We start from the raw sequence: 21,915 nt of genomic DNA, 5'->3' as shown, positions 1-21,915 counted from the left end.
CGTCACACCCGATGTATTTCGCATACTTGCCAGAAATCGCGGATCAATGGTTGCTGACAGTCGACCCGTAAGGCGTCATCATGATCGAGACGACATTGTCGCGTCCAAACCGCTCGATGATTGCTTGCTGCACATCGTTGTCGGCCAGAAACAGCACAAATCCCCCGCCGCCGGCGCCAAGCAGCTTGCCGCCCCAGGCTCCCATTTCCTTACCGGTCAGGTAAATATCATCAATCGCCGAATTCGAGACCGTATTGCCAAGCTGTCGTTTCAGGTTCCAGCCATGATCAAGCAACTCGCCAAAGCGTTTGAGTGCAGCGACATCCTCTCCCGACGCCTCAAGTATACCGCCCCCTATACGAGTCATTTCATACATTTCCCGGAGGTAGGTTTCATTGGCGCCGGACTTGGTGCGGGTTTCCTGCGAAGCCAGGACCGCGCTGGCGCTTCTTTGTCCGCCCGTATAGACCAGCAGCATCGATGAATTGAGTAGGCTAAGGCGGCTGGTCGTCACCCTGAGGGGCTCAATGGATATTGTTTCCCCTGCAAACTCATACCGCGCCAAACCGCCGAATGCTGCATGGACCTGATCCTGGATGCCGACTTGCTCGTTGAGAATCGTCTGCTCCATATATATGGCCTGACGTGCGAGCTCGTACCGCGTCAGCTCAACGCCGCGCATTTGATGAAGAAGATTTATAAAACCGACGGTAAAGGCCGACGAGCTTCCCAGCCCGGTGCTGCCCGGAAGATCGGACATCGTCGCGATGTTCAACGGCCGGTCCCACTCATAATGCTTCAGGGACTCCCTGATAACCGGGTGCTTGATCTCTTCGACGTCGTCCACGCTTTCCGTCGTTCTGTAGGTCACCCGGAATCTCTGTTCGGCGATGCCTGCCAGAGGCAGCGCTTGAATGTAGATAAACTTGTCGATCGTACCGCCAAGAACCGCGCCCGGATACTTGCGAAAATACGCAGGATAATCGGTCCCGCCGCCGAGAAAGCTGGCACGCAGTGGTGTTTTGCTGATCCACATGAGATTTTAGTCCTGTTTCTTGAATTGCCGTGCCACCAGTTCGAGAAGAGATCCCCCCGGATAGTGAATTCCACGAATACCGGCCGCTTCGGCTGCGATGACGTCAGATTGCGCGTTACCAACCATCAGACTTGCTTCTTTTTTGACGGGGAAGGCTTCCACCAGATCAAGCAACATGCCTGGAGCCGGCTTACGCCGTGGGCTATTCTGCCTGTATTCAGCAAGGTCGGCCTGTGGATGATACGGGCACCATTCGATCGCATCGATATGAGCGCCGATTTCGAAAAGCGATGACTGCATCGCCCGATGAAAATCAAGGACGGCCTCTTCCGAATAAAGACCACGCGCGACGCCAGCTTGGTTTGTCACCACGAAAACATAATAGCCGGTTTCATTGGCAAGCTTGATTGCCTCCCGGGCACCGTCGATCCATTTCAGGTCAGTGACCTGGTGCGTGTAGCCGCTATCGTAATTCAAAGTGCCGTCGCGGTCCAGGAACAGCGCCGGCCGTCGTCGCGCTTCTTCGAGCTCTTGCTGGGCGCGGGAATAGCTCTCCGGAACGCCGATATCAATGAAATAGCGGCCTTTGGGCGCCAGATCCGCAGCGACGCGACCTGCAGCCACCAGGGGCGCCAATATATCAGTCTCTAGCGAGACAGCTTTATTAGCCGGGATCGCCTCTACGATATCCCTGCTGATGCAGTAGACGCCTGCATTGATATATCCCGGCTGAGCTCCTGACTGCGCATCTTTTTCGCGAAAGGCGACCACGCGACGCCCCTCAAATTCGACCCCCCCGAAGCGCGACATATCATCCACAAATTGCAGCAGGATCTGAACGCCGACATCAGGCTCCGCCTGTCTGATCTTTTCCCACTCAAAACTGAACCGGGTCAGATCGGCATCAATCCATGTGTCGCCATTCAACAGGAGGAAGCTCTCGGCTAGGTCAGGTAGCGCAAACCGAAGCGCGCCCCCGGTGCCAAGCGGAGCAGGTTCCACAAGGACCCTGAGCCGAGCCCCGAACAGATCCCTGCCATCATAACAATCCCTGATCTGCTCACCGAAGCGGCCTGCAAGCAGGAGGATTTCGGAAACGCCGTAACGTGCGACCTCCTGGATGAGCGTGTCGAGAAACGGTTTGCCGTTGACAGGCAGCATCGGCTTCGGCGTTGTTCGCGTCAGAGCTCCCAGCCGCGTCCCCAGACCGCCGCAGAGGATTATGGCTTGGTTTGACAAAGTTCTGCCTCGATGAATGCACAAATGAGATGACCAACTGCAATATGCACTTCCTGAATGTGATTGGTTTTGTCGTGCGGCACGGCTATCAGAACGTCCGAAAGCGGCTCCATCTTTCCGCCGCCGCGGCCCGTCAACCCGATCGTGGCGAGACCCAGGCTCCGCGCGGTCTCAAAAGCCTCCACGACATTCGCACTGTTTCCGCTTGTTGAAAGTCCGAAGACGACATCGTTTTTCTGTGCGAGACCGCGAAGTTGACGCGAAAACACCTTTTCGAAGCCGTAGTCATTGCCGATCGCAGTCAACGCGGATGTATCGACCGTAAGGGACAGAGCCGGAAGCGGATTCCTGTCGATGAGAAAACGCCCCATAAGCTCTGCTGCCAGATGCTGAGCATCCGCCGCTGAACCGCCATTGCCGCAAAAGATGATCTTGCCGCCGTTTCGCAGCGACGAAATGCAGAGTTCTGCGGCACGATCAATGTCGGCAGCAAGCACGTGAGAAGCCTGTATGGCTTTTTCTGTTTCAGAAAAATACGTCATGATGTCATCATGACGTCCTGATTGCTTAATCGGTTGATTCATATTAGCTATTCCTGATTCTGACAGTTTGTTCGAGCCCCGTTCCTTTAAAAGAAGCTTTTAAGGCGTGGGCGCCATAACTTCAATTGAGATAGAGCCGTTACCCTGCACTCCGAATGTCCATTCTTCAGCTAGAGTGGACGGGTTCTGAGCCGTTTTTTTTTCGGACCAACCGCGCCCCGCGACTCTTCTACTTTCTTGCCTTTCATGCAGCCCGCCAAGTCTTCAGTGTATTTCTTAAGCCAAAATACTTATTCGGCCTTGAAAATAAAACATCTACAGCGGCGAAAACGAAAATGGCGACCAGAAGCCGCATAATTCATGCAGATATTAGAGAATCGCGTGCAAAAAGTGGAGGTTGGTTCTGCATCCGGACGAGCGAGGAGCAGGCCACGCAATGATCCTTAAATTATAATCAAAGCCCCTGCAGCATTGCGTTTCGCTTATTCTTCCTTCGACGATTGAAGGGGAGCAGAATATAACCTGCCATTGTAAACCGCTCCGCCAGACTGCATCCACTGTTTGGACGGGTCGGCTCCTTCTTGTCTAGCAAATTACGACCCGTGTTGTTAAAGGCTCGTAAGGCTGCGGCCATCGAATGAAGCTTCTTCTTTCTTCTTTTATTGTAGGGTAAGACGATATAAGAAAGCGCAGATGCTCTGCCCTTCTTACGTTTATCAACGATGCCTTTAGACGTTGCCGATGAGCCAAATTTCCTTTTGCTTTCAAGACGCTGGATAGCAATTTCGAGATTGAATCTGTACTGATCCAGTTCTGCCTGAAGCGCCGTCGCACGCTGTTCCTTCAGCTGCGAGTTCTCTAAGGCCTGAACCAGTTGTCCACGCAGCTGTTCAAATTCCTCATTTTTTGAAGCGAGCACCGCACTAGACTGATCCAGCTCTGACTGAAGCTCCGCGACCAAGGTTGCTTTTTCGTCGATTTCCTTTTCGAGCGCTTCGTGCTTTGCGGCAAGCTCGGAATTTAGTTCGCTAAGTTTCTTGCGCTCTTCGGCTTGAGACATAAGCCGCTCAACTGCAGCCCAGCTCTCCTCGCCGATCTTCTTCTGCACATTATTGCCGGCAGAGGCTTCTAGGGCGGTGATTCCGTATCGGGCGATGTCAGCAGCAGCGATATTCAGCAAAGGCTGCTGGCGAATGGGAAAAGGAGCGACGCCTAGAACGGGAAGCAGAGGAGGGATTTTGATGCTTGGAGCAATACGGGAGGCATACTCGCCCTCGGCCTCTTGCACTGAGGTACAAAAGTTGCAGGGGATACCTATGCTCGCAGAAAAGTCACGCCACTTGAATTCCAGATCGATATCGCCGCTGTCCCAGTAAGCAAACGGTATGCCGTAGGCAACAGCCGCAATGGCGGCATGCAGAGAGGCTGCAAGTACGAAATCCGCAGAGGTCAACTCATCAATGAAAGCTTCCAGAGCCAAGCATGATTTCTCAATGGCGGGACGAAGCACAGAGTCACAGCCACTCTCATCTAGGAGTTCCTGATCGGTTTTAGTGCTGTTGAAATGAGGAACAAGCAGCCTCCGACCGGTTACGTTATGTCGTTTTTGGGGCGTATAAAGAGCCGGCAGGAGAAGGCCAGGATCCCCGATAGGAACGCTCGCTCCTAGCTGGAGGATAGAGCGACTGAGCGGCCCGCGCACGCTAAGTATCGTACATTCCTCTCTGGCGTTCAGCGACAAGCTTTCCTCGGAACGCATTCCGCAGCCCCACATGGCAACCATATCTCCATGCGTTCCCGTCATCGTGATGTCGCTCTGCTGGTCGCGGCCAATGTGATTATCATCGAGAGCGCTTCCGACTACGCGCACCAATTTTGCTGGAAGCCCTACACCGTAAAACAGCTTCTCCCTGAAGTACTCCGTCAGGAAATCGCCGAAATTTTGAGTCGCCTTGTCGTGGCGCCAGTAGGGCATGGCATCATTGATCATCTTGCTTTCTTCCGAAACTGAGCTTTAGGACGCTCCACGCAAGAGCGCCATAAGTTAAAGACCCAAATTTGTTTGCCATTTCAGAGCTAGCTCGCCTCTGACAACGAATCTATGCGTGATCTGTAGTAGCCATTCGCCACCTCTGCCGGGAGGCCAGACATAAGGCGGGCTAGGTTCTCCACACCGCTCGTTGAGTTGCCGACAAAGCCACGAATCCAAGTAAGGAATCCGTATAGTTGGCCATCATTCTCCAGACTGGAAACGGACTGAAGAAAGATCGAACCAACTGATGCCACCTCTGCGGCTACCCCGTCGTCACAACTATTGCTTTCTATTCGCCACACCATGTGTCCGAGCAATGCAATGGCGCATTCCTGTGTCAGAGATTGCAGAGAAAACCGCTCGATATTTCCCTTGAAAACCTCCCACATAGCCCCATAACGCCGAACTTGGGAAGACGACCATGACGAAGTCGAGATACTATCGGTTCTGTTTCGATATCCAACCACGATATTTGGCAAGAACAGAATATTGTTGGATGCCGAAAATAAAAATGGTGCATGGCACAAATCTTCGTGCTCTCCATTCGGATATTCAAGACCTGTTTCTTTATAGAAGGCATGGTCGATGAGCACGCCCCATGCGCGCATCGGCAGATAGTAATCGTCACTCACCCCCATCGCCGCCCGGAAGGCCTCCACTCCGCTGATAAAACCGCCACCAGCATTAAGCTTCTTGGCTGCGTATGCGGCGTCCCGCTCGGAAGTCGAGCCATCATTGAATACGTTCACACAGGACCCAATAACGATTTGAGCTTTAGACGCGAGGGCATTTTTCGTCAGCAAAGAAAGCGCTGACATATCGATCATGAAATCGTCAGAATCCAGGAAGAAAATATATTCCCCAAGCGCATGCTCAGCCCCCGTGTTTCGCGCCGGTCCCAGCCCTTGGTTTTGAGCATGCGTGATGATTCTGATACGGCTATCGGATTTCGCGAATCTCTCGGCAATCTTTCGGCTGTTGTCAGGTGATGCGTCATCAACCAGAATAATTTCAAGGTTGGGATAGTCTTGCTCGACAACACTCTTCAGACACGCTTCCAGATAGGCCTCAACTCCGTAAAAAGGGATTATGACAGAAATAAGGGGTGTGACGTCGGAAAGTGTCCGGCTCGCTGCCTCATCATTGGCCAGAGGGGGACCAAAGAGGTTGGCCATGGCCAGATGATTTTTTTCAACATAACGTTTCTGGACGAAGTCCGTCTCCTGACGCAATGTTTCAAGCAGTTCGGGGGTCGCGACCAATTCGTCGAGCAGCCCTACAAGGGCGTCAATTGTCTCAGCCTTGTGAAAACGGCTGTCTGTCTCAATGCCCGCTGCGCCAGCGCTGGTGCAAACAAAAGGCATGCCACTGATCATCGCTTCGACAGTTTTGATTTTGATGCCCGTTCCGCCGCGCTCGGGATTGATCACGACGTCACATTCGGCAAAGAAATCCGAAACATCACCGACGCGCCCTAACATGACGGGTTTGGCCGCTTTCAGTAGACGGGATCCGTCCTTCACCGTGCCAGCAAAATCATCACAAATACCGCCGGCGAGAACCACTTCGCTATGTTCTTTTAGCGCGGGACGTAACAGCCATGCCTTCAGAAACAGAGCGACATTCTGCTCGTTAATTCCGTTATGCGATCCCATATAGCCAATTCTCAGCTTCTGGTTTCGCTTGGGCGTCTTCTCAAAGGAAATGGCGGGCAATAGCGGCGGGACAATCGGGACCTTCCGGTCGTCGTCGACCAGCTTACGAAAAAAAGCGGCCTCCTGTTCCTGAAGGGCGACAACTACGTCCGAGCGAAGACATGCTTGCTTTTCGCCACGCCAGTCGAGACTCGCCCAGCCTTGCTCCCCATACCCCTCAGTCATCATCCGCCTGTTGCGGTCGGTGAAGGAATCGTGCGTAAAAAGGACTTTTTCGGTATAAGCTGACAGTCGATCAAAAACTGCAGACATGAATGGATAGTTTACGACGGCCACATCATACGCATAGCGCGAGGCCATATCCTCAACACTCTCTAGAAGCTCGACGCCGCACCAGTCATCAACATGAATGTTCAGGCCAGAACTGTTTACGCCATACATGCGTGAACGTAGCGGCACCTTGAGATAGAGATCGCAATAGGTTGCAGGTCTATTTTCGTCTTCGCCTGATACAATGCCCTCGTCAACGGCATAATATACGACGTGAATGCGATAGCCGGCTGAACGCAAGTAACGCAACCAGGCCCTCATATTTGTCGTGTTGCCTTCCTGTCGCTCAAGATGAAAGCTCGTTACGAAGAGAGCGGTTTTCTGCCGCTCTAACGTGAACTCTCCTTTGTCATCAAGGATGTCATCAGGTGTGATATTTGCCCGCGCTCCGTCAGGAGTGATCCAGCGCCAGCAATCTTTCTTCTTAACAGGGGAATCACGACAGATGTCATAGTATGGAATAAAATCAATTCTTTCTGATAAATTGTATTTATCTATATAGTTCCAAATGCTGAATTCGCTTTCAGGAGACCTGCATTCAAGTAAAATAAAATCAATATTATTATTTAATTCACAGATTTTATGAAGGCACTCGATAGTGTTTTCGATTGATTTTTTTGGGATTCCGCGACGTATATCTGCTAAAATTATTTTTTTAACTTCATCATTAGTCACTTTTATTCACCTCATATAGAAATTTAGTTATTTTTACTTTTGCTATCGAACGACATATGACGAAGTGCGATTTTATTTAAAACGCCGATTTGAATTCGTGATTTAGACGATGTTTGCTTGATGTTGCAAGCATGGGTTTTCAATCGTCTTTCCCTGAGCTTCTTCCACTGCTCCAGAATCTCATTTCCTCTGCCGGAGGAATCATCCGCCGAAAACAGATCTCCGAGGAACTCATGGTTAACCGCATCGCCTGCCAGAACAGCTCTGTCGCCGGCGCCATCCATGGCATTTCTGCGTGAAGCGCTGCAGCGATCTCATCAGCGCGTGCCTCGCTCCCGACCTCCAGCACCTGCACGCCGGCATTCAGTACTTCGATCGCCTTGCGGTCACACCCAGAGGATCGCGATCGCCAACATCATCACCGGCCGCGTCGGATGCGAGCAATGCGGCACATGCTGGTCCGCAGCACCGAGCGAGATCTATGTTCTCGCGTTTGAAGTGCCACACAAGGGCAGCTTCATCAAGCTTGGCTATTCGCGCGATCCGGAAAGCCGCTTGCGCTATCAGTTGGGCATTCCGGGTTCCGTTGAGGCCACGGTCCTGTATCGGTTTCCCATGCGGACCGGCCATATCGCCCAGAAAACGGAAAAGGCCATGCACGGCAAACTGAAGCAGCGTTTTCCGGATTGGGTCATCCCCTGCAACGAACTCGCAGACTGGATCAACGTCAAAACGGAAATCTATCGGGCAGACATACTCCCGCATGTGCTCACACATCTCAAAGCGGCAACCGCAAACCAGCAAACTTCGCCACGGTCAGGAAAGCCGAGATCTTCCGGATAGACATGCCATTCTGGAACAGTTTTCCAGGAATGGTTTCAAAACGCCCGCATGCCGGTTCCGATAACCAGATATGGGGCATTTTCTGGAATGTTATTCCAGAACAGCATTGCGTTGCGTCGCCGTCACCCGCCGTTCCGGATACCGCTTAGCGTTTCGGAACGAGGCCTTTGCGGGACCCTATGCTGAACATCCGGAATGAAAACCGGCAAGCGCCGACGCAACCGTAGTTCCGCTCCGAATGGACTACCGGAGAGCGCATCGCCGTCCTCCGTTTTCATCTTGCTTCGGTCCAATAATCACAAGGAGGATCCGCCATGACGGATCACGCACCACGCCCCGCATGGGCCGCATATGGCGAAGAGCTCATCCGCCGGCTCCGCCGAAACCCGCTGCTGGATCGCTACCCTGGTCGCTCGGTCAACAAATGGAACAGCGTTGGCCCGCATAGAACACAAGAGCATGCGCAGCCAGGTTTGCTCGATTTTCTCAACAAGCGCGCCCCGTCCTATGTGGACGAGGAAAGCGACGAGGCGAACTTCACCGGTTACCCTGATTTCGACGGTGATGCGCTTGATATTTCCATGTCTGAGGAGGACAGCCCATCACCGATGCAGCCGATTCCGCACCCGACACTCTCGTTGGCACTGAAACTTGCAGCCACTTTTGGCAGCGAGGATGCGTTCATCGCCTGCTTTGGCGCGGCCAGTTCTGTCGTCGTGTTAGGGAATATCGAGCCGCAGGAAGTGGCCCTCGCGCAGGATCTCCTGACACTGATCGTCATGCCACCCGGATGGATTGTGGCCTCCGAGGCGAGAATGCTCAAAGGCGAGCCGAACGCGCTCTGCCTGCTTGCTCCCGAGATCACCAATGGGCGGGTTGCTGAACGTGTACTCAATATTTTCGGATCCGACATCCGCACCGCATTATCGCTTCCTGATCGTCTGTTTGTCCTGCTTCCCAGCGGATGCGAGTTCCCGCCTGATCTGAAACAAGCCCTGCCTGCGCCAGTGCCGATCGCGCCACTGAGCCGGTCGATCTTTGGCGAACATCTGCGTTACAGCCACGGCCTTGCCGATGGAAAAGACCACGCCGCCTTACTTGAGCGGCTTCCGGATGAAAAGGCCCTCACGGAACTGCCTGGCTCGGTCCTGTCCGCTGCACTGCGTGCGCCAACGGCACGCGGGGTCGTGGACCGGCTGTCATCGGCAGCGGAGAAATCATCGAAGAGGCAAAAACCAGACGGTCCTCGGCTGGAGGATATGGACGGCAACAGTCCGGCCCTGCAGGCGGCGCGGCAGTTGGTCGCCGACCTCGCCGCATGGAAGGAGGGCACGTGCGAATGGTCGGAACTGACGCGATCCCTGATTCTCCACGGTCCTGCGGGAACCGGAAAAACCTGGCTGGCCCGCGCCATGGGCGCAAGCGCCGGGATTTCTTTCGTTCAGGGTTCCTTTGCCGAGTGGCAGAGCGCCGGGCATCTCGGGGACATGTTGGCGGCCATGCGCCGGGCGTTCGCGGGGGCGATTGCAAAGAAACCCTCGATTTTGTTCATCGATGAGGTCGACGCCGCCGGCAGCCGCTACGACACGGATAATCATAACAGTTCATACAGGCGGCAGGTCATCAACGCCGTTCTTGAGCAGATCGATCTGCTGATGCGCGAGGAGGGTGTTCTCCTGATCGGCGCCTGCAATGACATCGCCGGCCTTGATCCCGCCATCCTGCGTCCCGGACGTTTCGACCGCAAGGTCCAGGTCCCGCTGCCTGGAAAGGCCGAGATTGCGGGCATTCTCAGATCCCGGCTTCCGGCGGAATTCTCATTTTCAGATATCGATGACCTGGCGCGAGCCGCAATCGGCATGACCTGTGCCGATGTGGATGCCGCCGTCAGACAGGCAAAGTCGATCGCACGCGGCCAGAAAAGGGCGCTTGAGTTCCACGACCTCCGCACGCTCATCGGCTATTCCCACTCCGAGGCCGATCAGGCGCTCGATTGGCGCATCGCACTGCACGAGTGCGGTCATGCCATCGTCGCCACCGCGCTCGCGCTCGGCCCGGTCACGCGCATCATGCTGGAGCCGCTGGGCGGCGAAACCGTGACGCAGAACCGTCGCAATCAATCCCTGCTGCGTGATGTCCACGCTGAGATCGCGTGCCTGATGGCCGGGCGGGCGGCGGAGCGTCTCGTCCTCGGCGAGGTTTCGGCAGGTGCGGGTGGCAGCCGGCAGTCGGATCTTGCCCGAGCCACGAACATGGCCCTGCAGATCGACCATCAGCTGGGGCTTGGCGCCTATGGTCCGGTCTGGCGTGGTGATGCCGACGGACTTGCACTTCATGACCCCGCCCAGAGACAGCGTGTCCAGCAGCGTCTCCTGAACGCGGAGACGCTGGCCACCGGAATCCTTCAGCGCCATCAGCCCGAGCTGGAAGCAATGGCAAAAGCGCTGATTGAGGACCGCGAACTGGTCGGTAAACGTCTGGAGAAAATGCTCGAGAGGATCACGCCGGATACCGGCATCCTGGAAGTCAGTACGAGAGAAACGGCTAATGACAAGGAAACGAACCAGCCACGATAGCGAACGCCGGCTTCATCGGCTACGGTAGGAAAGGCAGAGTCGGAAAACCAGAACAAGAAAGCGCAGCCTCGACTTTCGTGCCAGAATGTACCTTGAAATGTACCTCAACCAATCCTGGAAAGAAAACCATGAATAAAATCATGATCTTGGGACGAGGTAATGGCGGACAGAGAGGGATTCGAACCCTCGATACGGTTGCCCGTATACACGCGTTCCAGGCGTGCGCCTTCGACCACTCGGCCACCTGTCCGTTCAATGCCTGCTTCGGCGAAGCCGAGCGGCGGGAACGGCGCGATATATACCGATGCCGTGGCGATGATCAACCCGATTCTGACAGATTTTTGAATTGTTTCCAAAGAGGCGCAAGGCATAGACGCAAAGTGCCGCAGGCATGGCGGCAGGGCTGAATGGCGCCGGGCGCGGCGAGAAAGCGCAGGCTGCGACCGGTCTGTCGCAAAGGCCGTCTTGTTGCGGCGCGTTTCGTTTCTTATCTGAAGACCAGGATTCGTGGCCTGCCGGGCTTCGGTTGCCCTTGTGGCGGGGAACCGGACGTTCGGTTTATCCGTTCCATCGGATCGGCGCAGAAAGCGCGTTTTCGCTGAAATGCCCTTTCGCTCCGTCCTTTTGTTGTTTGACGCATGTTCGCCAGGGCCGGGGAATGCCGCCTGTCGGCGAGATGTTCCAGGGAGACCTTCATGTTTCTTTCCGCCTTCAACAGGGAAAAAACCGTCATGCCGACGCCGGAAACCGCGCTGGCCGGCCGGCCGGCCCCCATCCCGACCGCACAACGCCATTTCGTCAACGGCCGTCCGCTTTCACCGCCTTTTCCGGCCGGCCTGAAGGAAGTGCAGTTCGGCATGGGATGCTTCTGGGGGGCCGAGCGCCTCTTGTGGCAGACGCCGGGCGTCTACGTCACCGTGGCAGGCTATGCAGGCGGACTTACGCCAAACCCGACTTATGAGGAGACCTGCACCGGCCTGACCGGCCATGCCGAGGTTGTGCGCGTCATCTATGATCCCGCCGAAGTCAGCCTCGAGAATCTTCTCATGCTGTTCTTCGAAGCCCATGACCCGACACAGGGCATGCGCCAGGGCAATGATATCGGCACCACCTACCGCTCGGCCATCTATCTTGAAAATGCAGACGAGCTTGAGCTTGCCAGGTCCGTGCGCGACCGCTTCCAGCAGGCACTTGAAGCGAATGGCCGCAATGACCGCATCACCACCGAAATTGCGGAAGCCGGGGCTTTCTACCCGGCGGAAGACTATCACCAGCAATATCTCGCCAAGAACCCGGCCGGCTATTGCGGCCTGAAGGGCACCGGCGTCTCCTGCCCGGTCGGCTGAGACGAACCGGCGAGAGAATGCCCATGCCAAGGGAGCGCCGCCGCGCTCCCTTTCGTTTTTTTGACACCCCCCTGCCCCGCTCTCCACCGTCATGCTCGGGTTGTCCAGGCCATCCGGGCACGTTTCAACGCGACGAACGCACCGGACGTAGAATATTTTAAATACAATACGTTACGAAACGCAGATGCTGCCTGTGCGGAATGTGCACGCCATTTTTGCCCAAGGGGTAAATTTTGTGATGAAATTTTGTCGAAGCCGTGCAACGATGACCTCCAATCCGGCCGGTCGCGGCCGGTCGTGTTCAGGAGGGGGCATCGCGCCTGCCGCCGAACAGGGTCCATGAGCACACTCAAAGGGAACAGAGCAGCGTTATGAAGAAAACTATCCTGAGCCTTATCGCCCTTGCCGCGATGTCGACGACCGCACTGGCCGATTTCAAGCCGGCGCTTGTCTACGGAACCGGCGGCAAGTTCGACAAATCCTTCAACGAGTCGGCCTATAACGGCGCCGAAAAGTTCAAGGCCGATACCGGCGTCGAATATCGCGACTTCGAGCCGACCGGCGACGCCCAGGGCGAGCAGGCGATCCTCAACTTCGCCTCCATGGGCTTCAACCCCGTCGTCGCCCTTTCCTTTGCCTGGAAATCCGCCGTCGAGAAGATCGCCCCGCAATTCCCCGACACCGAGTTCTACATCGTGGATGACGTGATCGATGCGCCGAATGTCCAGTCCGTGGTCTTCAAGGAAGAACAGGGGTCCTATCTCGTCGGCCTTCTGGCGGCGATGAAATCGGAAACCGGCGCGGTCGGCTTCGTCGGCGGCATGGATATTCCGCTGATCCACAAATTCGGCTGCGGCTACGCCCAGGGCGCCAAGGCCGCAAACGGCGACGTCACCATCCTGCGCAATTTCGTCGGCACCACCGGTGCCGCCTGGAACGACCCGGTCACGGCCGGCGAACTGACCAAGAACCAGATGGACCAGGGCGCCGACGTGATCTATGCGGCGGCCGGCGCCTCCGGCCTCGGCGTGCTGCAGGCTGCGGCCGATGCCGAGGAATATTCGATCGGCGTCGACAGCAACCAGAATTACGTCCATCCGGGCTCCGTCCTGACTTCGATGGTCAAGCGCGTCGACAACGCCGTCTATGACGCCTTCAAGGCCAGCCAGGACGGCAAGTTCGAGGCCGGCATCAATTCGCTCGGCGTTGCCGACAACGGCGTCGGCTGGGCCTATGACGAGTACAACAAGCCGCTGATCACCGAAGAGATGCTCGCCGCCGTCGAAAAGGCGAAGGAAGGCATCGTTTCGGGCGAGATCGAGGTGCATGACTACTCGGTCGACAACACCTGCCCCTACTGATCCCTTTCAGCGTCGCACGGGCGCAACGCGTTTGCGTCCGTGCGGATGAAGGTCCTTTGTTGCCTGCCCCGCGCAGAGCCTCTTCCGGCGCCATGAATGGCGCGCGATCCTCGTTTGGGAGTTGAAAAGTTTTTGAGCACACCGCCCGCAATCGAACTTATCGGTATAGACAAGAGCTTCGGGCCCGTTCACGCCAACAAGAATATCAATCTGAAGGTCGAAAAGGGCTCCATCCACGGCATTATCGGTGAAAACGGGGCCGGGAAATCGACCCTGATGTCGATCCTCTACGGCTTCTACCAGGCCGATCGCGGCGAGATCCGCGTTAACGGCAAGCCGCTTGAAATCGCCGACAGCGACGACGCCATTGCCGCCGGCATCGGCATGGTCCATCAGCATTTCATGCTGGTGGAGGACTTTACAGTGCTGGAGAATGTCATGCTCGGCGCCGAGGGCGGCTCGCTCCTCAACCAAGGCGAAAGCAAGGCCCGCAAGGAACTGAAGCGGCTGGAAAGCGAGTACGGCCTCGAGGTCGATCCCGACGCGATCATCGAACAGCTTCCCGTGGGCCTGCAGCAGCGCGTCGAAATCCTCAAGGCCATGTTCCGCGGGGCGGAGATCCTGATCCTCGACGAACCGACCGGCGTGCTGACGCCGGCGGAAGCCGACCATCTGTTCCGCATTCTCGGCATGCTCCGCGACCAGGGCCATACCGTCATTCTCATCACCCACAAGCTGCGCGAGATCATGGCGATCACCGACGAGGTTTCCGTCATGCGCCGCGGCGAGATGGTCGCCACCCGCAAGACCGCCGAGACGACGGTGGAGGAACTGGCCGAACTGATGGTCGGCCGCCGCGTGCTGCTGCGCGTGGAAAAGGGCGAGGCCAGGCCCGGCGATGTTGCCCTTTCGGTGCGCAATCTGACGGTTCACGACAATCGCGGCGTGCCGATGGTCAAGAACGTCTCCTTCGATGTGCGCGCCGGCGAGATCGTCGGTATTGCCGGCGTTGCCGGCAACGGCCAATCGGAGCTTCTGGAGGCGCTTTCCGGCATCCGCAAGCCGCATTCCGGCGAGATCTACGTGCACGGCAAGAAGATCGTCAACGCCAATCCCGCCACATACCGGAGGATCGGCGTCGCCCATATCCCCGAAGACCGGCACCATATGGGCCTGATCCTGCCGTTCGAGGAACGCGAAAACAGCATTCTCGGCTATCACCAGCTTGAGAAATACGGTCGCGGCGGCGTGCTGAACCGCCAGGCGATCCTCGATGACGCGCGCGAAAAGATCGAGAAATACGATATCCGCCCGCCGAATCCGCTTCTGAAAACCGCCAATTTCTCCGGCGGCAACCAGCAGAAGATCGTGGTCGCCCGCGAGATCGAGCGTGATCCCGACATCCTGCTTGTCGGCCAGCCGACGCGCGGCGTGGATATCGGCGCGATCGAATTCATTCACCGGCGCATCATCGACATGCGCGACAGCGGCAAGGCCGTGCTTCTGGTCTCCGTCGAACTCGACGAGATCCGCGCCCTTGCCGACCGCATCCTGGTAATGTTCGCGGGCGAAAATGTCGGCGAGGCAAAGCCGGATGCAGGCGAACAGCAACTCGGCCTGATGATGGCCGGCATAGCGTCTTGAGGTCGAAATGAGCGCTGCCAACACGCCCCTGCCCGGCTGGGTCACTTTCTTCCTGATGCCGCTCCTGAACCTCGTCACCGCCCTCGTCATTTCCGGACTGGTGATCTGGTTGATCGGCCAGAACCCCTTCGAGGCACTGGGTTACCTCCTCAACGGCGCGCTCGGCAACGGCATGGGCGTCGGCTTCACGCTCTATTATGCGACCAACTTCATCTTCACCGGACTCTCCGTGGCGATGGCCTATCATGCCGGTCTCTTCAATATCGGCTCGGAAGGCCAGGCCTATGTCGGCGGGCTCGGCTGCGCGCTGGTTGCGCTGGCGCTCGACCAGTATGTGCCGTGGTATGTAACGATGCCGTTCGCCATTCTGGGCGCCGGCATATTCGGCGCCGCATGGGCCTTCATCCCCGCATGGCTGCAGGCCAGGCGCGGCAGCCATATCGTCATCACAACGATCATGTTCAATTTCATCGGCGCAGCGCTGATGGTCTATCTTCTGGTGCATGTGCTGAAGCCCGCGGGCGCCATGTCGCCGGAAACACGCGGCTTTGGCCCCGGCGGCCAGCTGCCCAACCTTGACTGGCTGATGGCGATGTTCGGTTCCAGGCTCGGCCCCGCACCGCTCAACGTTTCCTTCATCATCAGCCTCGTCATGTGCGTTGCCGTCTGGTTCCTGATCTGGCGCACCAAGTTCGGCTATTCCGTGCGTGCGCTCGGCATGAGCAAGTCGGCCGCCACCTATGCCGGCATTCCCTATGCCCGCACGGTGATCGTCACCATGCTCCTTTCGGGAGGCCTTGCGGGCATGATGGCGCTCAATGTGGTGATGGGGTCCGCCGACCGGCTTCAGGTGGAATTCGTCGGCGGCGCCGGGTTCGTCGGCATCGCCGTGTCGCTGATGGGCCGCAACCATCCCCTCGGCATCCTTCTGGCGGCGATCCTGTTCGGTATTCTCTATCAGGGCGGCGCGCAGCTTTCCTTCATGATGCCGCAAATCACCCGCGACATGATCGTGATGATCCAGGGTCTCGTCATCCTGTTTGCCGGCGCGCTTGAGTTTCTCTACCGGCCGGCCCTTGTCAGGGTGTTTTCAAGACGACAGATGTTGGCGGAGGCCTGATCCATGCATACGGTTGATATCATTGTCGGCATGCTCGGCTCCACCATCAGGCTTTCCATTCCGCTGATCTTCACAGCCCTTGCCGGCCTGTTCTCGGAACGCTCGGGGATTTTCGACATCGGCCTTGAGGGCAAGATGCTGGCATCCGCCTTCGCCTCCGCCGTGGTGGCCTATTATACCGGCTCGCCCTGGCTCGGGCTTACGGGCGGCATCCTCGTCTCCATCCTCTTCAGCCTCGTTCACGGCTATGCCTCGATTACCGCGCGCGGCAACCAGATCGTCTCCGGCGTGGCGCTCAACTTCGTCGCCGCCGGGCTGACCGTCGTGCTCGGCAATGCCTGGTTCCGACAGGGCGGGCGCACCCCGCAACTCGCAAACACCGCGCGGTTTACCGAGATCGAGTTTCCAGGCGCGGAGGCGGCAAGAGAGATGGGCTTTCTCGGCAAATTCTATGCCGATGTGATCTCGGGCCAGAACATCCTCGTCTATCTCGCCTTCATCACCGTGCCGATCGTCTGGTGGGTGGTCTACAAGACCCGCTTCGGCCTGAGATTGCGCGCCGTCGGCGAAAATCCGGGCGCGGTCGACACCGCCGGCATATCGGTAGTCTGGCTGCGCTACCGCGCCGTCATCATCGCCGGCTTCCTCTGCGGCTTTTCCGGCACATATCTCGCGATCGCCCAGTCGGCCTCCTTCATCAACAACATGTCGGCCGGCAAGGGTTATATTGCGCTGGCGGCGCTGATCTTTGCCAAGTGGAAGCCGGTCCCCGTCATGTTCGCCTGCCTGCTGTTCGGTTTCCTCGGCGCGTTTTCGAACTTCATGCAGGGCAAGTCCATGCCGCTGATCGGCGAGGTTCCGGTCCAGTTCTACCAGGCCCTGCCCTATATCCTCACCTGCGTGCTTCTGGCCGGCTTCATCGGCACGGCGCGTCCGCCGAAGGCCGGCGGCATTCCCTACACCAAGGAGCGGTGAGACGATGGCAACGGCTGAAGAACTTTTCGAGACGGCCCGGGCGGCCAGCGCCAGGGCCTATGCGCCCTATTCGAAGTTTCCGGTGGGCGCTGCCCTGCTGACGGATGACGGGCAGGTCTTCGCCGGCGCCAATGTCGAAAATCTCGCCTTTCCGGAAGGCATCTGCGCCGAAGGCGTGGCCATCGGCCACATGGTGATGGGCGGCGCGCTGAAGATAAAGGCAGCTGCCGTCTATGCGCCGCGCCTTGCGCTCTGCCCGCCCTGCGGCGGCTGCCGGCAGAAGCTTGCCGAGTTTTCCGACCCCGACACCAAGGTCTACCTTTGTGACGATGGCGGCGTTCGCGAAACGGTGACCGTGGCCGAACTGCTGCCGCACGCCTTTGCCACCGGTGAGATCGGATGAGCGACGCTGCCCTTCTGCTGCGCGAGGCGCTTGGCGACCTGAAACCCCGCACCGCCATGGTTCTCGGCTCCGGCCTCGGCGGGCTGACGGATGCGCTTTCCGACAAACAGTATTTCGCCTTCTCCGAACTGCCCGGCTTTCCCATAAGCGCCGTCAGCGGCCATGAAGGCTCGGTCGTGATCGGCGGGCTTGCCGGCACGCCGGTGATCATGCTGTCGGGCCGGGTGCACTATTATGAACAGGGCGACGCGGCGGCGATGCGCGTTCCGCTCGAGACGCTCGCTGCTCTCGGCATCGAGGAACTCCTGTTGACCAACGCCGCCGGATCGCTGAAACAGGACATGCCGCCGGGCTCGGTGATGCTGATTACCGACCATATCAACTATTCCGGCATGAACCCGCTGGTCGGCGAGAAGTCCGACCGCCGCTTCACCGGCATGAGCCAGGCATATGACCTCGGCTTGGCGGAAGCGATGCGGCAGGCGTCCCGCGATTTGGATATTGAGCTTGCCGAAGGCGTCTATATGTGGTTTTCAGGTCCGAGTTTCGAAACACCGGCGGAAATCCGCATGGCCCGGACGCTGGGCGCCGACGCTGTCGGCATGTCCACTGTGCCCGAGGTCATTCTGGCGCGCTTTCTGGGTCTGAGGGTCGCTGCGGCTTCCGTCATCACGAATTTCGGCGCCGGCATGAGCCAGGGGGAACTCGGCCATGAGGAAACCAAGGAAATGGCGCCGATCGGCGGCCGCAAGCTGGCCGCCATTGTCAAACGCCTGATTGGCGAGGGGTAAGGCCATGAAACACCATACAGAGCAGGAAGCCGCTTCGGTTTCGCTTTCGCTCCTGGACCTGACGAACCTTTCCGACGATTGCACCGAGAAGGATATCGAGGCGCTGATCGCGCGCGCCTACACGCCCTACGGCACGCCGGCGGCGATCTGCATCTGGCCGCGCTTCGTGAGCCTCGCCCGACAGATGCTCGGGACCGACCACATGATCAAGATCGCCACCGTGGTCAATTTCCCCTCGGGCGACATGTCGATCAGCGCCGTGGAGGAAGAGACCGAACAGGCAATCCGCGACGGCGCGGACGAGATCGACCTCGTCATTCCCTACAACAAGCTGAAGGCCGGCAATGAATGGGCGGCGAGCGAAATGGTCCGCGCGATCCGCTTCCTCTGCCGCGAACCCGTCCTGCTCAAGGTGATCCTCGAAACGGGCGAACTGGCCGATGCGGCCCTCATCCGCAAGGCGGCCACGATCGCCATTGCCGAGGGCGCAGACTTCATCAAGACGTCGACCGGCAAGGTCAAGGTCAATGCCACGCTGGAAGCCGCCGACATCATGCTCGGCGTCATCCGCGAGGCCGGTCGCAAGGTTGGCTTCAAGCCGGCGGGCGGCATCTCCTCGGTGCGCGATGCGCAGCTTTACCTGAGCCTTGCCGAAACGGTGATGGGCGAAGGCTGGGTGATGCCGACGACTTTCCGCTTCGGCGCGTCCGGACTTCTGGACGACATCCAGGGCGTGCTCGCGGGCAAGCAGTCGACCGTCACCGGCAGCGGTTATTAGGGCAGCCGATGCTGGCGCCGGAGACGATCCGCAGGAAACGCGACGGCTTCGCGCTTTCGGCCGCAGAAATTACGGAATTCGTCCGCGCGCTGTCAGACGAGACGCTTTCCGAAGCGCAGGCTGCCGCCTTCGCCATGGCCGTCTATTTCCAGGGCATGGACGAAACGGAGACCGTGGCGCTGACCCTTGCCATGCGCGACAGCGGAGCGGTTCTCGCCTGGCCGGGCATCGATCGTCCGGTGGCCGATAAGCATTCGACCGGCGGGATCGGCGACAATGTCTCGCTGATGCTGGCGCCGATCGCGGCGGCAGCCGGCCTTGCCGTGCCGATGATTTCCGGCCGTGGGCTCGGGCCCACAGGCGGCACGCTCGACAAGCTGGAATCCATTCCCGGCTATGATGTCAGCCCCGACGAGGGAAGCCTGCGCCGCGCGATTGCCGAGGCCGGCTGCGCAATTGTCGGCCAGACCGGCGCGCTGGCGCCAGCCGACAAACGGCTTTACGCCATCCGCGACGTAACTGCGACGGTGGAGTCCATGCCGCTGATCGTCTCCTCGATCCTGTCGAAGAAGCTTGCCGCCGGGCTTCAGTCGCTGGTACTCGACGTCAAGGCCGGCAATGGCGCATTCATGCGGAATACCGACGATGCCGCCGCTCTCGCGCAACTGCTGGTCAAGGTTGCAAACGGCGCTGGCCTTGCCACGACGGCGCTGGTCACCGACATGAACGAGCCTCTGGCTGACGCCGTCGGCAATGCGGTCGAAATCGAAAACGCGCTTGCCTTCCTGAAGGGTGAAAAGGCGGGCACAAGGCTTGAGAGAGTCGTCCTGGAACTTGCCGCCGAGATGATATGCGGCGCGGGCCTTGCCGAAACGCACGCGGAGGCCAAGGCCTTTGCGGACGCGACATTGGCAAGCGGCGAGGCGGTGGAATGCTTCGGGCGCATGGTCGCGGCATTGGGCGGACCGGCTGATTTCGTCGAGAAATCCGCGGACTATCTGCCGAGGGCTCCCGTCATCCGCCCCGTCGCGGCGGCGCGGTCCGGCTACCTGGCAGCGGCGGACGCAAAGGCGCTGGGCATCGGCGTGGTCACGCTTGGCGGCGGACGCATCAGGTCCGACGCGCGCATAGACCATCGCGTCGGGTTCTCCGGGCTCCTGCCGCTCGGCACGTTTGTCGAGGCAGGCGCGCCGCTCGGCCTCGTCCACGCGGCAACTGAAGGCGATTGCGAGGCCGCAATGCTGGCATTGCGTGACGCCTATGCGATCGCGGATGAAGCGCCTGCCGACAGACCGCTGGTAATCGAGCGGATCGGCGAAGCCTGAGCGCGATCAGTGCAGCGTGATCTCGCCCGAAACCTGACGCCATTCATTGGGACCGATCAGCCGCTTGTGGGCATAGCGAACCGAGTGCAGCGGGCCGTCGAGGTTCTGCTTCCAGAAATCGAGAAATTTGTGCATTTGCGGAAAATCGGGCGCCAGATCGTAATCCTGCCAGAGATAGGTCTGCAGGAGGCTGTCGAAATCGGGGAGACGATAGAAAATATGGGCCGTGGTCAGCCCGTAGCCGGCAAGCTGCATTTCAAGTTCCGAAGCAAATCGCATGTTCCACCTCATTGTCGTTGACAATTCCAAAGGCTGACGTATTTTCGCGACGGCTTCAATCCGAAATTTGATTTTTGCGATATTTTTCAAAGACTTGGCAGCACTCCTCTGCAAGTGCTGCCAAGCCTGCTGTCGCTCAGTCCCAGTCCGGCGCCCATTCCGGGTCGATCAGCCGTTCGCCCTTGTCGAGGGCTCTCAAACGTCTGATCTCGTCCTGCGAGAGTTCGATGTCGGCGGCCGCAAGGTTCGACTTCACCCGTTCCGGCTTGCTCGAGGTCGGGATCACCACATGGGCTTCCGCCATCAGGAAGGCAAGCGCAATCTCGCCCTCGGACACGCCGTGGGCCGCGCCGATTGCCTTAAGTGTCGGATCTCCCGCAATCTTGCCCTGCGCCAGCGGCGAGTAGGCGGTGAAGGCGATGCCATGGCTGTCGCAATAATCGGCAACCAGCCGGTTCTGGTGGAAAACATGGCATTCCACCTGATTGGCAGCGATCTTGCGATCGCCGAGCAAACCGGCAGCCTTGTCCATCAGCCCGCGGGTGAAATTGGAAACACCGATCCGTTTGGCAAGGCCGGCATCATGCACGTCGGCCAGTCGGCCGATATAGTCCTCGAATGCCGGCCCGTCGGCGCGACCCGGCCAGTGCAACAGAAGGAGATCAATTTCCGCGCCGCCGAGCTTTTCGAAACTCTCCTCGACGCTCTTTCGGAAAGCATCCTCGCCGTAATTGTCGATCCACACCTTGGTCGTCACGAAAATCTCGTCCCGACCCACGCCGGAATCCGCGAGCGCGCGGCCAACCTCCGCCTCGTTGCCATAGGCCTGCGCCGTATCGATATGGCGATAGCCGGCCTCAAGGGCCGCGAGCACCGTCCGGTAGGCCTCGTCGCCACGCCTTTTCCAGGTCCCGAAACCGATCTGGGGGATACCGTTGATGGTTCTCATGCTTTCGTCTCCAGAC

19 protein-coding genes and 1 tRNA gene are annotated in these 21,915 nt (G+C 58.3%); 11 read left to right on the top strand and 9 right to left on the bottom strand.

Annotated elements, in window-relative coordinates:
* Positions 1 to 43: 43 nt before the first annotated feature.
* The 6 genes from JET14_RS03495 to JET14_RS03470 form a co-directional block, all read right to left on the bottom strand.
* On the bottom strand, positions 44 to 1,036 hold the full coding sequence (locus tag JET14_RS03495) for a galactokinase (RefSeq protein ID WP_200336820.1): 993 nt from the start codon (positions 1,034 to 1,036) through the stop codon (positions 44 to 46).
* Positions 1,037 to 1,042: 6 nt separating this feature from the next.
* Positions 1,043 to 2,275: an HAD-IIIA family hydrolase gene (locus JET14_RS03490; protein ID WP_200336819.1), complete on the bottom strand. Its 1,233-nt coding sequence runs from the start codon at positions 2,273 to 2,275 to the stop codon at positions 1,043 to 1,045.
* Positions 2,257 to 2,859: a D-sedoheptulose 7-phosphate isomerase gene (gmhA, locus tag JET14_RS03485; RefSeq protein WP_200336818.1), complete on the bottom strand. Its 603-nt coding sequence runs from the start codon at positions 2,857 to 2,859 to the stop codon at positions 2,257 to 2,259. The genes JET14_RS03490 and gmhA overlap by 19 nt, the downstream gene beginning before the upstream one ends.
* Positions 2,860 to 3,271: 412 nt before the next feature.
* On the bottom strand, positions 3,272 to 4,807 hold the full coding sequence (locus JET14_RS03480; RefSeq protein WP_200336817.1) for a polysaccharide pyruvyl transferase family protein: 1,536 nt from the start codon (positions 4,805 to 4,807) through the stop codon (positions 3,272 to 3,274).
* A gap of 86 nt (positions 4,808 to 4,893) precedes the next feature.
* A complete protein-coding gene (locus JET14_RS03475; protein ID WP_200336816.1) occupies positions 4,894 to 7,509 on the bottom strand; it encodes a glycosyltransferase in 2,616 nt (871 codons plus the stop codon).
* Between the two features lie 23 nt (positions 7,510 to 7,532).
* Positions 7,533 to 7,793 (bottom strand): hypothetical protein, encoded by a 261-nt coding sequence (locus tag JET14_RS03470; RefSeq protein ID WP_200336815.1) that lies wholly within the window; start codon positions 7,791 to 7,793, stop codon positions 7,533 to 7,535.
* On the opposite strand from JET14_RS03470, the gene JET14_RS03465 reads away from it, so the two are divergent.
* Both JET14_RS03465 and JET14_RS03460 read left to right on the top strand, forming a co-directional pair.
* Positions 7,792 to 8,352: a GIY-YIG nuclease family protein gene (locus JET14_RS03465; RefSeq protein ID WP_200336814.1), complete on the top strand. Its 561-nt coding sequence runs from the start codon at positions 7,792 to 7,794 to the stop codon at positions 8,350 to 8,352. The genes JET14_RS03470 and JET14_RS03465 overlap by 2 nt on opposite strands.
* Before the next feature lie 314 nt (positions 8,353 to 8,666).
* The gene (locus JET14_RS03460; protein ID WP_200336813.1) at positions 8,667 to 10,928 is read left to right on the top strand and encodes an AAA family ATPase; all 2,262 of its coding nucleotides are present in this window, start codon (positions 8,667 to 8,669) and stop codon (positions 10,926 to 10,928) included.
* A gap of 160 nt (positions 10,929 to 11,088) precedes the next feature.
* Here JET14_RS03460 and JET14_RS03455 read toward each other — a convergent pair.
* A tRNA-Ser gene (locus JET14_RS03455) sits at positions 11,089 to 11,178 on the bottom strand.
* Positions 11,179 to 11,623: 445 nt separating this feature from the next.
* Between JET14_RS03455 and msrA the strand changes: the two genes are divergently transcribed.
* From msrA to deoA, 9 genes are all read left to right on the top strand, one after another.
* Positions 11,624 to 12,274, top strand: a complete 651-nt coding sequence (gene msrA, locus JET14_RS03450; RefSeq protein WP_200336812.1) for a peptide-methionine (S)-S-oxide reductase MsrA — start codon at positions 11,624 to 11,626, stop codon at positions 12,272 to 12,274.
* Between the two features lie 371 nt (positions 12,275 to 12,645).
* Positions 12,646 to 13,635 (top strand): BMP family lipoprotein, encoded by a 990-nt coding sequence (locus tag JET14_RS03445; protein WP_200336811.1) that lies wholly within the window; start codon positions 12,646 to 12,648, stop codon positions 13,633 to 13,635.
* A gap of 132 nt (positions 13,636 to 13,767) precedes the next feature.
* Entirely contained in the window at positions 13,768 to 15,279 is a 1,512-nt protein-coding gene (locus JET14_RS03440; RefSeq protein ID WP_200336810.1) for an ABC transporter ATP-binding protein, read from the top strand.
* Positions 15,280 to 15,286: 7 nt separating this feature from the next.
* Positions 15,287 to 16,399, top strand: a complete 1,113-nt coding sequence (locus tag JET14_RS03435) for an ABC transporter permease (RefSeq protein ID WP_200336809.1) — start codon at positions 15,287 to 15,289, stop codon at positions 16,397 to 16,399.
* A 3-nt stretch (positions 16,400 to 16,402) separates the two neighbouring features.
* Positions 16,403 to 17,374, top strand: coding sequence for an ABC transporter permease (locus JET14_RS03430; protein ID WP_200336808.1), 972 nt, complete (start codon positions 16,403 to 16,405; stop codon positions 17,372 to 17,374).
* Between the two features lie 4 nt (positions 17,375 to 17,378).
* On the top strand, positions 17,379 to 17,777 hold the full coding sequence (gene cdd, locus JET14_RS03425; protein ID WP_138747482.1) for a cytidine deaminase: 399 nt from the start codon (positions 17,379 to 17,381) through the stop codon (positions 17,775 to 17,777).
* Positions 17,774 to 18,568 (top strand): purine-nucleoside phosphorylase, encoded by a 795-nt coding sequence (locus tag JET14_RS03420; RefSeq protein ID WP_200336807.1) that lies wholly within the window; start codon positions 17,774 to 17,776, stop codon positions 18,566 to 18,568. Before cdd ends, JET14_RS03420 begins: the two co-directional genes overlap by 4 nt.
* Before the next feature lie 4 nt (positions 18,569 to 18,572).
* A complete protein-coding gene (gene deoC, locus JET14_RS03415) occupies positions 18,573 to 19,346 on the top strand; it encodes a deoxyribose-phosphate aldolase (protein WP_200336806.1) in 774 nt (257 codons plus the stop codon).
* Positions 19,347 to 19,354: 8 nt separating this feature from the next.
* A complete protein-coding gene (gene deoA / locus JET14_RS03410; protein WP_200336805.1) occupies positions 19,355 to 20,671 on the top strand; it encodes a thymidine phosphorylase in 1,317 nt (438 codons plus the stop codon).
* A gap of 6 nt (positions 20,672 to 20,677) precedes the next feature.
* Here deoA and JET14_RS03405 read toward each other — a convergent pair whose 3' ends face one another.
* Positions 20,678 to 20,950, bottom strand: a complete 273-nt coding sequence (locus tag JET14_RS03405) for an usg protein (protein ID WP_138747486.1) — start codon at positions 20,948 to 20,950, stop codon at positions 20,678 to 20,680.
* Positions 20,951 to 21,086: 136 nt separating this feature from the next.
* Positions 21,087 to 21,899 carry an aldo/keto reductase gene (locus tag JET14_RS03400; protein ID WP_200336804.1) on the bottom strand — a complete coding sequence of 271 codons (813 nt, stop codon included), beginning with the start codon at positions 21,897 to 21,899 and terminating at the stop codon, positions 21,087 to 21,089.
* Between the last annotated feature and the right edge of the window lie 16 nt (positions 21,900 to 21,915).

This window comes from Martelella lutilitoris (assembly GCF_016598595.1).
Classification (GTDB): Bacteria; Pseudomonadota; Alphaproteobacteria; order Rhizobiales; family Rhizobiaceae; genus Martelella; species Martelella lutilitoris_A.
Note: the sequence above shows the minus strand (reverse complement) of the source record. Positions and strands in the feature narration are given on the sequence as shown.

Coding starts and splice junctions, on each gene's coding strand:
- JET14_RS03480 (WP_200336817.1), bottom strand. CDS start 4,807: ATGATCAATGATGCCATGCCCTACTGGCGCCACGACAAGGCGACTCAA.
- JET14_RS03435 (WP_200336809.1), top strand. CDS start 15,287: ATGAGCGCTGCCAACACGCCCCTGCCCGGCTGGGTCACTTTCTTCCTG.
- JET14_RS03430 (WP_200336808.1), top strand. CDS start 16,403: ATGCATACGGTTGATATCATTGTCGGCATGCTCGGCTCCACCATCAGG.
- JET14_RS03400 (WP_200336804.1), bottom strand. CDS start 21,899: ATGAGAACCATCAACGGTATCCCCCAGATCGGTTTCGGGACCTGGAAA.
- JET14_RS03420 (WP_200336807.1), top strand. CDS start 17,774: ATGAGCGACGCTGCCCTTCTGCTGCGCGAGGCGCTTGGCGACCTGAAA.
- deoC (WP_200336806.1), top strand. CDS start 18,573: ATGAAACACCATACAGAGCAGGAAGCCGCTTCGGTTTCGCTTTCGCTC.
- JET14_RS03465 (WP_200336814.1), top strand. CDS start 7,792: ATGGCATTTCTGCGTGAAGCGCTGCAGCGATCTCATCAGCGCGTGCCT.
- deoA (WP_200336805.1), top strand. CDS start 19,355: ATGCTGGCGCCGGAGACGATCCGCAGGAAACGCGACGGCTTCGCGCTT.
- JET14_RS03460 (WP_200336813.1), top strand. CDS start 8,667: ATGACGGATCACGCACCACGCCCCGCATGGGCCGCATATGGCGAAGAG.
- gmhA (WP_200336818.1), bottom strand. CDS start 2,859: ATGAATCAACCGATTAAGCAATCAGGACGTCATGATGACATCATGACG.
- JET14_RS03470 (WP_200336815.1), bottom strand. CDS start 7,793: ATGGATGGCGCCGGCGACAGAGCTGTTCTGGCAGGCGATGCGGTTAAC.
- msrA (WP_200336812.1), top strand. CDS start 11,624: ATGTTTCTTTCCGCCTTCAACAGGGAAAAAACCGTCATGCCGACGCCG.
- JET14_RS03495 (WP_200336820.1), bottom strand. CDS start 1,036: ATGTGGATCAGCAAAACACCACTGCGTGCCAGCTTTCTCGGCGGCGGG.
- cdd (WP_138747482.1), top strand. CDS start 17,379: ATGGCAACGGCTGAAGAACTTTTCGAGACGGCCCGGGCGGCCAGCGCC.
- JET14_RS03445 (WP_200336811.1), top strand. CDS start 12,646: ATGAAGAAAACTATCCTGAGCCTTATCGCCCTTGCCGCGATGTCGACG.
- JET14_RS03405 (WP_138747486.1), bottom strand. CDS start 20,950: ATGCGATTTGCTTCGGAACTTGAAATGCAGCTTGCCGGCTACGGGCTG.